The sequence below is a fragment of the Photobacterium obscurum genome (genome assembly GCF_026191635.1).
Lineage (GTDB): Bacteria > Pseudomonadota > Gammaproteobacteria > Enterobacterales > Vibrionaceae > Photobacterium > Photobacterium obscurum.
On the sequence record NZ_JAKRRW010000008.1, the window covers coordinates 212,348 to 223,542 of the forward strand.

At 49.3% G+C, this 11,195-nt stretch carries 15 protein-coding genes; 13 read left to right on the forward strand and 2 right to left on the reverse strand.

Annotated elements, in window-relative coordinates:
- Positions 1–29 precede the first annotated feature (29 nt).
- From kefG to slyD, 4 genes are all read left to right on the forward strand, one after another.
- Positions 30–599 carry a glutathione-regulated potassium-efflux system ancillary protein KefG gene (gene kefG / locus MD588_RS12730; protein WP_265697677.1) on the forward strand — a complete coding sequence of 190 codons (570 nt, stop codon included), beginning with the start codon at positions 30–32 and terminating at the stop codon, positions 597–599.
- On the forward strand, positions 589–2,394 hold the full coding sequence (gene kefB, locus MD588_RS12735; protein ID WP_265697678.1) for a glutathione-regulated potassium-efflux system protein KefB: 1,806 nt from the start codon (positions 589–591) through the stop codon (positions 2,392–2,394). The genes kefG and kefB overlap by 11 nt, the downstream gene beginning before the upstream one ends.
- Positions 2,395–2,450: 56 nt before the next feature.
- On the forward strand, positions 2,451–2,660 hold the full coding sequence (locus MD588_RS12740; RefSeq protein WP_265697679.1) for a YheV family putative zinc ribbon protein: 210 nt from the start codon (positions 2,451–2,453) through the stop codon (positions 2,658–2,660).
- 134 nt (positions 2,661–2,794) lie between these two features.
- Positions 2,795–3,370, forward strand: coding sequence for a peptidylprolyl isomerase (gene slyD, locus MD588_RS12745; RefSeq protein WP_265697680.1), 576 nt, complete (start codon positions 2,795–2,797; stop codon positions 3,368–3,370).
- Positions 3,371–3,442: 72 nt separating this feature from the next.
- On the opposite strand, the gene MD588_RS12750 is transcribed toward slyD, so the two are convergent.
- Together MD588_RS12750 and MD588_RS12755 are read right to left on the reverse strand one after the other, a co-directional pair.
- Positions 3,443–3,664 (reverse strand): SlyX family protein, encoded by a 222-nt coding sequence (locus MD588_RS12750; protein WP_265697681.1) that lies wholly within the window; start codon positions 3,662–3,664, stop codon positions 3,443–3,445.
- Between the two features lie 18 nt (positions 3,665–3,682).
- Positions 3,683–4,660 carry a WD40 repeat domain-containing protein gene (locus MD588_RS12755; RefSeq protein WP_265697682.1) on the reverse strand — a complete coding sequence of 326 codons (978 nt, stop codon included), beginning with the start codon at positions 4,658–4,660 and terminating at the stop codon, positions 3,683–3,685.
- A gap of 195 nt (positions 4,661–4,855) precedes the next feature.
- On the opposite strand from MD588_RS12755, the gene fkpA reads away from it, so the two are divergent.
- From fkpA to MD588_RS12800, 9 genes are all read left to right on the forward strand, one after another.
- On the forward strand, positions 4,856–5,662 hold the full coding sequence (gene fkpA / locus MD588_RS12760) for an FKBP-type peptidyl-prolyl cis-trans isomerase (protein WP_265697683.1): 807 nt from the start codon (positions 4,856–4,858) through the stop codon (positions 5,660–5,662).
- 237 nt (positions 5,663–5,899) lie between these two features.
- Positions 5,900–6,622 (forward strand): helix-turn-helix transcriptional regulator, encoded by a 723-nt coding sequence (locus tag MD588_RS12765; protein ID WP_265697705.1) that lies wholly within the window; start codon positions 5,900–5,902, stop codon positions 6,620–6,622.
- Positions 6,619–7,011 (forward strand): sulfurtransferase complex subunit TusD, encoded by a 393-nt coding sequence (tusD, locus tag MD588_RS12770; RefSeq protein WP_265697684.1) that lies wholly within the window; start codon positions 6,619–6,621, stop codon positions 7,009–7,011. The genes MD588_RS12765 and tusD overlap by 4 nt, the downstream gene beginning before the upstream one ends.
- 23 nt (positions 7,012–7,034) lie before the next feature.
- On the forward strand, positions 7,035–7,391 hold the full coding sequence (gene tusC / locus MD588_RS12775; RefSeq protein ID WP_265697685.1) for a sulfurtransferase complex subunit TusC: 357 nt from the start codon (positions 7,035–7,037) through the stop codon (positions 7,389–7,391).
- A 7-nt stretch (positions 7,392–7,398) separates the two neighbouring features.
- A complete protein-coding gene (gene tusB, locus MD588_RS12780) occupies positions 7,399–7,692 on the forward strand; it encodes a sulfurtransferase complex subunit TusB (protein WP_265697687.1) in 294 nt (97 codons plus the stop codon).
- A 178-nt stretch (positions 7,693–7,870) separates the two neighbouring features.
- A complete protein-coding gene (gene rpsL / locus MD588_RS12785) occupies positions 7,871–8,245 on the forward strand; it encodes a 30S ribosomal protein S12 (protein ID WP_005417208.1) in 375 nt (124 codons plus the stop codon).
- Between the two features lie 95 nt (positions 8,246–8,340).
- The gene (rpsG, locus tag MD588_RS12790) at positions 8,341–8,811 is read left to right on the forward strand and encodes a 30S ribosomal protein S7 (RefSeq protein ID WP_047877869.1); all 471 of its coding nucleotides are present in this window, start codon (positions 8,341–8,343) and stop codon (positions 8,809–8,811) included.
- A 78-nt stretch (positions 8,812–8,889) separates the two neighbouring features.
- Entirely contained in the window at positions 8,890–10,986 is a 2,097-nt protein-coding gene (gene fusA / locus MD588_RS12795) for an elongation factor G (RefSeq protein ID WP_265697689.1), read from the forward strand.
- A 101-nt stretch (positions 10,987–11,087) separates the two neighbouring features.
- A partial coding sequence (locus MD588_RS12800; protein WP_005595135.1) for a GTP-binding protein occupies positions 11,088–11,195 on the forward strand: 108 nt, incomplete at its 3' end.

Below are 11,195 nucleotides of genomic sequence, written 5' to 3' on the forward strand. Positions count from 1 at the left end.
ATGGCCTGAGGAAGTAGTAAAGGGAAGATATGACGACACAAGGACAGCCAAGAATATTGGTGATTTATGCCCACCCAGATCCGCAGGAGTCCGTGGCCAACCGCGAGATGCTCGAGGGGATAAATGATCTCGAGCATGTCACGGTGCATGACCTCTATGCCGCTTATCCCGATTTTTTTATCGATATCAACCAAGAACGTAACCTGATCCGGCAGCATGACATCATTGTCTTCCAGCATCCGCTTTATATGTATTCCTGCCCCGCTTTGCTGAAAGAATGGATTGATGTTGTTCTCAGCAAGGGATTCGCCCATGGTGATGGGCTTGAGACCAAAGGGAAGTACTGGCGTTCGGTGATCACCACTGGCGGAGCGGCAGAGGCCTATACCCCGGACGGCTATAACCGCTGTAGTATCGCGGACATTCTGAAGCCCTTCGAACTGTCGGCGGACCTATGCCAGATGGAGTGGATGGAACCGCTGGTCTTGCACTGGGCAAGGCGGATTCCGCAACCGGAGCTTGAGCAGCATGTTCAGCATTATCGGCAGTGGCTTTTAACCCCGTTCCCAGACGGCAAGGAGGCGGCATATGGCCAGTGATGTACTATCAGTCAGTGTGGTCTTTCTTGCGGCCGCGGTTGTCGCAGTGCCGATTGCCCAGCGTTTGGGGCTTGGCTCTGTGCTGGGGTATCTTTTGGCCGGGATCGCGATTGGCCCGTGGGGGCTGCGGCTGATCTCCGATGTCGATGCTATTTTGCATTTTTCCGAGTTTGGTGTCGTGCTGCTGCTGTTTTTGATCGGCCTTGAGCTGAACCCAAAGAAACTGTGGCAGATGCGCAGGCCGATACTTGGGCTGGGGGGCAGCCAGGTCGTCCTGACCAGCGCTGTTATTACTGCGCTCATGATGGCTGCCGGCCGAGTGTTCTTGCCCGATCTTAGCTGGCGTGATGCGGTAGTGGTCGGGATGGGGCTGGCGTTGTCTTCTACGGCTATCGCGCTGCGGGTGATTGAAGAGCAGAGCCTAGATGGCAGTGAAACCGGGCAGTCGGGTTTCGCGGTATTGCTGTTTCAGGATATCGCGGTGATCCCGATGCTGGCAGTATTGCCTGTTCTGGCTGGCGGAGGCGGAGGAAGTTGGCTCGATTTTGCCTGGATGATTGGGGGAATCGTTGCGCTACTGGTTGGCGGGCATTTCCTGTTGCGGCCATTGTTTCGCTGGGTGGTATTGAGCGGTGTCCGGGAGCTGTTTAATGTTGCTGCCTTGCTGCTGGTGATAGGTATTGCCCTTGGCATGCAGTCACTGGGACTGTCGATGGCGCTGGGCACTTTCTTGGCCGGGGTGCTGCTGGCCGAAAGTGAGTATCGCCATGAGCTGGAAATTGCCATCGAGCCGTTTAAGGGGTTGTTGCTCGGGTTGTTTTTTATCTCGGTCGGGATGGCTGTCAACCTTGGGCTGTTACTGGAATACCCGTTGCAAATTTTGTTGGCGGTTATCGTTCTGATCTGCGTTAAAGGACTGCTGTTGTACGGCTTGGCAAGAATGTTTGGTATCCGGGCCAAGTCCCGTAGCCAGATGGCGGCGATCCTCAGTCAGGGCGGGGAATTCGCCTTTGTGCTGTTTACCGCTGCGTTGGGGGAGGGGCTGTTGGGGGCTCAGTTGTCAGCGTTTTTGCTGGTAGTAGTCAGTTTGTCGATGATGACCACGCCGTTGATTTTGCTGCTGCAGGATAAATGGTTTGTCCGTACCTTCAAGGCCGAGGAAGAAGAGCTCGAGAGCGATGTAGTGGATCGTGAGCCCCGAGTGATTATTACCGGCTTTGGCCGATTTGGTCAGGTTGTCGGTCGACTGTTGTTTGCCAATAAGATACGGGTAACTGTGCTGGAGCGTGATCCGAGCCAGATCCAGTTTCTGCGTAAGTTTGGCTACAAGGTGTATTACGGCGATGCCACGCAACTTGATTTGCTGCGGGCCGCGGGAGCCGACAAAGCCGAAGCCATTATTATCTGTACCGATGAGCCCGATGAGGTGATGGAAGTGGTCGCCCTGTGCCAGCAGTACTTTCCCAACCTCAAGGTTCTGGCGCGTGCAAGAAGCCGGGTTGAGGCCCATCAATTACTTAGCCATGGAGTTGAACACTTCTCGCGGGAAACTTTTGCCAGCGCCCTTGATTTAGGCCGTCAGGCCCTCATATCTTTGGGTATGCATCCGTACAAAGCCAAGCGGGCTGAAGCTCATTTTCGGAAACTGGATACCACGGCATTGCAGGATTTGCTGCCGCAGCATTCGGAGGATGTTCATTTGGCTTCACGCTCTAAGGAAGCCCGTAAAGAGCTGGAAGAAATTTTTGACCGTGAAATGCGCGGTGAGCGTGAACGGCATAATGGTTGGGATTAATCCTTGTTTGTAGTGAGCTCGCCTCACTATAAAGCAGTCGTAAGGGACTGGGTTGTATGGTTAAAAAAAGATTTATTGCCGGTGCCGTGTGCCCTGAGTGTAAAAAACAGGATACGTTGCGCTGGTGGCAGGAAAATGAGGTTGAACGGGTTGAGTGTGTGGCATGCCATCATACCGATCGCCGTGTACCGCAATCTGTAGAGAAAAGTGAACAGCTATCTCAGCAAACCAAGCAGCAAGTGATTGGGGTCTTTAAACCCGAATAATGAGCAGATATTGGCATCCAGGTGCCTTTATCCGTTATGATGCAGTGTAGATTTATATCGAGTACCGTTTCACTGTGGTTTTGGGTACCCCTAAAGTCATAGTGAAACGGTACTATCTAAATATCGGAGTAAACATGAAAGTCGCTAAAGACATCGTAGTAAGCCTAGCTTATCAAGTGAAAACTGAAGACGGCGTAGTTGTTGATCAGTCAACGGCTGAAGCACCACTGGATTACCTTCACGGTCACAACAACCTAATTGTAGGCCTGGAAAAAGCGCTAGATGGTCGTGAAGCTGGCGAGAAATTTGAAGTGACTGTTGCTCCTGAAGAAGCATACGGCGAGCACATGGCAGAAATGGTTCAGCGTGTTCCGGCTGACGTTTTCCAGGGTGTTGATGAAATTACTGTGGGTATGCGTTTCCTAGCGGACACTGACCAGGGCCCAATCCCTGTAGAAGTGACTGAAGTTGACGGCGACCACGTTGTTGTTGATGGCAACCACATGCTGGCTGGCCAGACGCTAACATTTACCGCTGAAGTTGTTGCTGTACGTGCGGCAACTGAAGAAGAAGTGGCTCACGGCCATATCCACCAGGGCGGCGGCTGCTGTGGCGGCGGTAGCTGTGGTGATGACCACGGTCACGATCACGCTGAAGAAGGTGGTTGCTGCGGTGGCGAAGAGAAAGGCGGCTGCGGCTGTTCTCACTAAGAAGCACTCTTCTTAAGAACAAATACAAACGGGAAGCCTAGGCTTCCCGTTTTTTTATTGAACCATCAATAATCAATAATGCGGTGGCGGTGTTTCTTCCGACTCGTCGGCTAAATTCGATGTCTGCATTCCCTTGACCTTGCCGACCATAAACTTCAGCTGTACCTGCATTTTCTCGATCAAAAACTGCTGGGCAGTCAGTGCCTGGTTCAAATCATCGATGGTCTGCTCCTGGAAAGCCTGCTTCATCTCAAGCTCGTCAATCTGAGCCTGTAATTTTTCAATTTCAGTCATGGGCAAATTTGTCCGGTTTTAATCAGTGGTCCAAGCCTGGGCAATGCCGGCGGATGTACCGGATACGACCTGCCCGTCAGGAGTTATGGCGACATCATACACCACTGCCGCCGGTGGTCGAGTATCTTGTTTCGGGGCGGCTTCCCAACGACCAAGGTTGCTACCGGTTGCGGTATCCCATAATTCGACTCGCCGAGACGGCGTGCCGGTCGCTAGCTGCTGCCCGTTGTCTGAAAAGCGGGCGCTGGACAGGTTCTGCTGGCGCAGTCGAACAGCCAGCTCGGCCTGTTTCTCGCCGCTGCTGAGATCCCAGATATAGGCGTCATTTCCGCCATCGGCAGTTAGGGCCAGTTTGCCGTCACGTTGCAGGGCCACCCTGCTGATCCGAGAGGTATGCTCAAATTGATAGATGATTTGTCCGCTGCGGGTATCCCAAAAGTAGGCCGAGTAGTCGTTGCCACCGGACAGAGCAAAGTTGCCGTTGGCCGATAGGGCGACGGAATTAACTTTTTCTTGATGGGCAAGGAACTCTAGTCGCCGTCCGGTGCCCAAGTCGATGTACAGAGCCTTGCCGTTAGATAATCCGAGTAAGACTTTCTGGCCGTTATTGGCAATATCGACATCACGGATAATGCCGTCAGAAATGGACCACAGCCCGTCGGACTGGCCCCATGCGAGATCCCAGATCGCAAAATTTTGCGCAGTCGCAGTGATGGCGTAACGGTTGTTGTCTGAAATTTTACTGGTCAGGACGGTATTGTGATGTGGATCTTGAGAACCAAAATCAGCTAACTTTTTGTTTTGCCGTAAATCCCATAGCACGATACCTTGTTGGGCTGAGTGGTATATGGCAAAACGACCGTCTCGGCTGAGGCTAAAACTGGTCGTCCCTTCGGGAGCGACATTCCAGCGATTTGCCTCTGAACCAGAAAAAAAGCAGCCAGTTAGAGTAATCAGTGCCAAAATAATGCTAAACAACTGTATTTTTTTGTGCATTAAGCTTCGGTTCCGGTTTGTTTTGCTAAGAGATAAAGTGTAAATAATCGTATTAAGTAACTGAATAAAGAGTATTGTTAGGCTGTTACTTAATCCGATTGGTATTAGTATATTGATATAGCGAGCTTTTCAAAGTGGTACCGAAAAGCCGAATATAAAAATGAGGCATTCCCTCAGCGATTGATGGAGAAATACATGAAACCTGTTCTAAAGATGTCAGTTTTGGCTGCAACAATCCTACTGGCTGTAGGCTGCCAAGATGAAAAAGCGGCTGAAACAAAACCTGTAGAACCTGCAAAAGTAGAGCAGGTGGCATCTGATGCAGCAGCCCCTGCAGCATTTGCGTCTGAAGATGAAAAAGCCGCTTACGCGATTGGTGCATCATTGGCGCAATACCTGTCGGCTAACCTAGATCAGCAAAAAGAGCTGGGGCTAAACCTGGACCGCGAGCAAGTGCTTGCCGGTGTCAGCGATGTGTTTGCCGACAAGAGTCGTCTAACTCCAGAAGAAACTCAGCAGGCGCTTCAGGATTTGGACAAGCGCGTATCTGAGATCGTAGCGGAAAAAGCGAAAGCCGAAGCTGAGAAAAACATCAAAGCCGGCGAAGATTTCCGTGCTGAGTTTGCGAAGCAAGATGGCGTAGTAAAGACGGATTCCGGCCTGCTTTACCAGGTAGAAACTCAGGGCGAGGGTGACAAGCCAGCAGCCACTGATACGGTTAAAGTGCATTACAAAGGTATGCTGACTGACGGGACTGAGTTCGACAGCTCTTACAAGCGTAACCAGCCAGCCACCTTCCCGCTAAACCAGGTTATTCCTGGCTGGACTGAAGGTGTTCAGCTAATGCCTGTGGGCTCGAAGTTCAAGTTCGTTATTCCGCCTGAGCTGGCATACGGTTCTCAGGCAAACCCAAGCATTCCGGCTAACTCAACACTGGTATTTGAAGTTGAGTTGCTTGATATCGTGAAAGCAGAACAACCTGTTGAAGAAGCCACGCAGTAAGCCGTTGGCTGTAAAGACTTCTGAACTCAGAAGTGACTGTTGTGTAGATAAAACCCGGCAATTGCCGGGTTTTTTAATTTATATTGCTAGTTGAGAAATCAGATAAAAGTTCAGGCAACTGTCAATATTCTGATAAACTTGCAAGCAAGATTTGAATTTTTATCCGTTCTATTTATTTTCACGATCTTGGCTGACGGTGAAACTAAATGAAATGGTTTGAGCAAGGAAGATATGACAGTGGTATCTACAGATAACTTTGGTTCAGAAGTCATGGTAGAAAGTGACTTAATCGAGCCGCGTGCATTCAGTGAGCATGACTACATCATCTTACGTTCCTATGAGGCGGTAGTTGATGGGCTGGCAGCGTTGATTGGTCCTTTTTGTGAGATCGTACTGCACTCGCTGGCTGATCTGAATACGTCAGCAATCAAAATTGCCAATGGGGAAAATACCGGCCGTAAGGTGGGATCGCCAATTACCGATCTGGCACTGCGTATGCTGCGTGATATTGAAGGCTCGGAACGCAACTTTTCCCGTGCTTACTTTACCCGCGCCAAGGGTGGTGATTTGATGAAGTCGATCACCATCGCGATTCGCAACGGAGAAGACCGCATTATTGGCCTGCTGTGTATCAATATTAACCTCGATGCGCCGTTCTCGCAGATCCTGCAGTCTTTCATGCCGACGGATGAGGCCAAGCAGGCTGCATCGAGCGTGAACTTTGCCAGTGATGTCGATGAGCTGGTGGATCAAACCGTTGAGCGTACGATTGAAGAAATCAATGCCGATAAGAACGTGTCGAATAATGCCAAGAACCGTCAGATCGTGATGGAGCTGTACGACAAAGGTATTTTCGATATCAAAGATGCGATCAACCGGGTGGCAGAACGTCTGAATATCTCCAAGCACACGGTGTACCTCTACATTCGCCAACGCAAAACAGAGGATGGCGAAAAATGATCCTGAATTATGTGCTGGTCGTTGACGGGCCAGCATATGGCACTCAGGCTGCCCGCTCGGCATTTCAGTTTGCCCAGGCGCTGATTGAAGAAGGCCATCGACTGTCGCGGGTTTTCTTTTATCAGGACGGTGTCCATAACGGATCTGCGTTAACCGCTCCGGCCTCGGACGAATTCGACCTCGTGGCAGCCTGGCAAGAGTTGGCCCAAACACATCAGGTGGAATTGCAGACCTGCGTGGCGGCAGCATTACGCCGAGGCGTGGTTAGCGAGCAAGAAGCCCAGCAAAATCAACTGCCAGGTAATAACTTAGCGGCATGTTTTGAGCAAGCAGGGCTCGGTGGCCTTGCCGAGGCGATGCTAACTGCCGATCGCGTTATTCAGTTTTAGGCCCCTAGATTCAAGAGAACATAATGAAATCGCTAGGTTTTGTATTTCATAGTGCACCGCATGGCACCAGTAGTGGTCGGGAAGGGCTGGATGCCGTTCTGGCTACCTCGGCTTACAGTGAAGATCTCAATGTCTTTTTTGTGGGTGACGGTGTTTTTCAGTTGCTGAAAGACCAACAGCCGGATCAGGTCTTATGTCGTGATTATATCGCCACCTTCAAAATGCTTGAGCTCTACGATATTGAAAATATCTATGTTTGCCAGCAGTCATTATTTGAGCGCGGTATTGATAGTAATGAGTTAGTGATTGATAGCGAAGTTCTCAGCCCGAGTGATATCAGCGCTAAACTTGACTTGTGCCAGCGAATCCTAAGTTTTTGAGGCCGTGATGCTCCATACTATCTCCACATCCCCTTTCCAAACCCAAGCCCTGCAGCGTTGTCTACGCTATATAGGCCATAATGACGAGATTCTGTTGATCCAGGATGCTGTTTCTGCCGGTATCGAAAAAAATATCTGGTCTGAGGCAATAAAAACATCGGGTGTAAAAATTTATTTACTTGAAGCCGATCTAGCAGCGAGAGGGCTGCTGGATAAGGTTGGTAAATTTGCAGAAGTCATTGATTATAAAGGCTTTGTGTCACTTACGGTGAAGCATGAAACTCACATGAAATGGGCATAAAAATCACGTCGAAGTTGAGTGGTAGTCAGGAAATTTGCACTGTTTAAGAAATGATCATCTGATTGAACGCTGTATAGATCTTGACACCTAAATGTGCGACGCCTAAAATTTCGCGTCCTCCTGTTGTTGGGAGGCGGATTTTTCACATTTACGAAAGTAATATTTCAGGAGCTATTTAATGGCAACTATTAACCAGCTGGTACGCAAGCCACGTGCAAAGCAAGTTGTTAAAAGCAACGTGCCTGCGCTAGAAGCGTGTCCACAAAAACGTGGTGTATGTACTCGTGTATACACTACTACTCCTAAGAAACCAAACTCAGCACTACGTAAAGTGTGCCGTGTTCGTCTAACTAACGGTTTCGAAGTAACTTCATACATCGGCGGTGAAGGTCACAACCTTCAGGAGCACTCAGTTGTTCTTATCCGCGGTGGTCGTGTTAAAGACCTTCCGGGTGTTCGTTACCACACTGTTCGTGGTGCACTTGACTGTGCAGGCGTTAATGACCGTAAGAAAGGTCGTTCTAAGTACGGTGTGAAGCGTCCTAAGTCTTAATGGATTCCGTTAAGTAAGGCCAAACACTAAAATTATTTAATTTTGAAGAAACTGAAAAGTTTTGGATAACCTGAAGAAGACAACGGAGAATATCCATGCCACGTCGTCGCGTAATCGGTCAGCGTAAGATCCTTCCAGATCCAAAGTTCAAATCTGAACTGCTGGCAAAATTCGTTAACATCCTAATGGTTGACGGTAAAAAATCTACTGCTGAGAAAATTGTTTACACTGCACTTGATGCAATGGCTGAGAAGTCAGGTGAAGAACACCTAGCAGTATTCGAAAAAGCTCTTGAAAATGTTCGCCCAGCGGTAGAAGTTAAATCTCGCCGTGTAGGTGGTTCAACTTACCAGGTGCCTGTAGAAGTACGTCCAGTACGTCGTAATGCACTAGCTATGCGTTGGTTGGTTGAAGCTGCGCGTAAGCGTGGTGAAAAATCTATGGCTCAGCGTCTTGCTGCAGAAATGCTAGACGCGGCTGACAACAAAGGTTCTGCTGTTAAGAAACGTGAAGACGTTCACCGTATGGCAGACGCGAACAAAGCGTTCGCACATTACCGCTGGTAATACCGACTGGGCGCAGCAAGCTAGGCTTGCTGCGCCTAAACCATACTCTAAGGTTAACCTTAGTAAGAGGATACAGCCGTGGCTCGTAAAACGCCTATCGAGCGCTACCGTAATATCGGTATTTGTGCTCACGTTGACGCCGGTAAAACAACAACTACCGAGCGTATTCTGTTTTATACAGGCCTGTCTCACAAGATCGGTGAGGTTCACGACGGCGCTGCTACCATGGACTGGATGGAGCAGGAGCAGGAGCGTGGTATCACTATCACTTCTGCTGCTACTACTACGTTCTGGCGTGGTATGGAAGCTCAGTTTCCTGAGCACCGCGTTAACATCATTGACACCCCGGGACACGTTGACTTCACCATCGAAGTAGAACGTTCTCTGCGTGTACTTGATGGTGCAGTTGTAGTTTTCTGTGGTTCTTCGGGTGTTGAGCCTCAGTCTGAGACCGTTTGGCGTCAGGCTGACAAATACGAAGTACCGCGTATGGTTTTCGTTAACAAGATGGACCGAGCTGGTGCAGACTTCCTTCGTGTTGTCGACCAGATCAAAAACCGTCTTGGTGCGAATCCAGTGCCAATCCAGCTTAATATTGGTGCTGAAGAAGAATTTAAAGGTGTAGTTGACCTGATCAAGATGAAGACCATTAACTGGTCGGAAGCAGATCAAGGTACAACCTTCACCTATGAAGACATTCCAGCAGAGATGCAAGACCTTGCTGATGAATGGCGCATGAACTTAGTTGAATCAGCTGCCGAGGCATCTGAAGAACTAATGGACAAATACCTTGAAGAAGGTGAACTGTCTGAAGAAGAAATCAAGGCAGGTCTCCGTCAGCGTACACTAAACAACGAAATCGTTCTTGCGACTTGTGGTTCTGCATTCAAGAACAAAGGCGTTCAGGCAGTACTAGATGCAGTTATCGAGTTCCTACCATCTCCAACGGAAGTAAAAGCTATCCGTGGTGAAGATGAGCAAGGTAACGAGATTGAGCGTCACTCAAGCGATGATGAACCTTTCTCAGCGCTTGCGTTTAAGATCGCAACTGACCCGTTCGTTGGTAACCTGACTTTCATGCGCGTTTACTCGGGTGTTGTTAACTCTGGTGATTCGGTCTACAACTCTGTTAAAGAGAAGCGTGAACGTTTCGGTCGTATCGTACAGATGCACGCGAACAAACGTGAAGAGATCAAGGAAATCCGCGCCGGTGATATCGCCGCGGCAATTGGTCTTAAAAACGTAACTACTGGTGACACACTATGCGATCAGGACAACAAAGTTATCCTTGAACGCATGGAATTCCCGGAACCAGTAATTCAGATCGCTGTAGAGCCACGCTCTCAAGCTGACCAGGAAAAAATGGGTATCGCACTAGGTAAACTAGCTGCAGAGGATCCGTCTTTCCGCGTAGAAACCGACGATGAGTCTGGCCAGACACTAATCTCTGGTATGGGTGAACTTCACCTAGACATTATCGTTGACCGTATGAAACGTGAATTCAGCGTTGAATGTAACGTGGGTAAACCTCAGGTTGCATACCGTGAAACCATTCGTGGTACGACGGAAGTTGAAGGCAAGTTCGTACGTCAGTCTGGTGGCCGTGGTCAGTTTGGTCATGTATGGCTTAAGATCGAGCCGTCGGAGCCTGGTGAAGGCTTCGTGTTCGTGGACGAAATTGTGGGTGGTGTTGTACCAAAAGAATACATTGGTGCGGTATCTAAGGGTGTTGAAGAACAGATGAACAATGGTGTGCTTGCTGGTTACCCAGTATTGGACGTCAAGGCGACTCTGTATGATGGCTCTTACCACGATGTTGACTCCAACGAAATGGCGTTTAAGATCGCAGGTTCAATGGCATTCAGGAAAGGTGCGCTAGAAGCAAACCCAGTAATTCTTGAGCCAATGATGAAAGTTGAAGTAACCACTCCGGAAGATTGGATGGGTGATGTTGTTGGTGACCTTAACCGTCGCCGCGGCATGATCGAAGGCATGGACGAGGGCCCAGCGGGTCTGAAGATCGTTCGTGCTCAAGTACCGCTTTCAGAGATGTTCGGTTACGCAACGGATCTTCGTTCTGCTACTCAAGGTCGAGCTTCTTATTCTATGGAATTCAGTGACTACGCTGAAGTGCCAAAGAATGTTGCTGACCGAATTATTGCAGAACGCTCTTAATTTGATTATTGCGTCAGCCGTCGTTGACGCATAAAATACAAACTTCGGACGCGTCCCCTAACCTAGTAGGGGGCGTATCTTAACTAGGAAGGAACACGATTGTGTCTAAAGAAAAATTTGAACGCGTAAAACCGCACGTTAACGTTGGTACTATCGGCCACGTTGACCACGGTAAAACAACTCTAACTGCTGCTATCTGTACTACTCTT

Coding starts and splice junctions, on each gene's coding strand:
- tusB (WP_265697687.1), top strand. CDS start 7,399: ATGCTCCATACTATCTCCACATCCCCTTTCCAAACCCAAGCCCTGCAG.
- rpsG (WP_047877869.1), top strand. CDS start 8,341: ATGCCACGTCGTCGCGTAATCGGTCAGCGTAAGATCCTTCCAGATCCA.
- fkpA (WP_265697683.1), top strand. CDS start 4,856: ATGAAACCTGTTCTAAAGATGTCAGTTTTGGCTGCAACAATCCTACTG.
- slyD (WP_265697680.1), top strand. CDS start 2,795: ATGAAAGTCGCTAAAGACATCGTAGTAAGCCTAGCTTATCAAGTGAAA.
- MD588_RS12755 (WP_265697682.1), bottom strand. CDS start 4,660: ATGCACAAAAAAATACAGTTGTTTAGCATTATTTTGGCACTGATTACT.
- kefG (WP_265697677.1), top strand. CDS start 30: ATGACGACACAAGGACAGCCAAGAATATTGGTGATTTATGCCCACCCA.
- tusC (WP_265697685.1), top strand. CDS start 7,035: ATGAAATCGCTAGGTTTTGTATTTCATAGTGCACCGCATGGCACCAGT.
- kefB (WP_265697678.1), top strand. CDS start 589: ATGGCCAGTGATGTACTATCAGTCAGTGTGGTCTTTCTTGCGGCCGCG.
- MD588_RS12750 (WP_265697681.1), bottom strand. CDS start 3,664: ATGACTGAAATTGAAAAATTACAGGCTCAGATTGACGAGCTTGAGATG.
- MD588_RS12740 (WP_265697679.1), top strand. CDS start 2,451: ATGGTTAAAAAAAGATTTATTGCCGGTGCCGTGTGCCCTGAGTGTAAA.
- tusD (WP_265697684.1), top strand. CDS start 6,619: ATGATCCTGAATTATGTGCTGGTCGTTGACGGGCCAGCATATGGCACT.
- rpsL (WP_005417208.1), top strand. CDS start 7,871: ATGGCAACTATTAACCAGCTGGTACGCAAGCCACGTGCAAAGCAAGTT.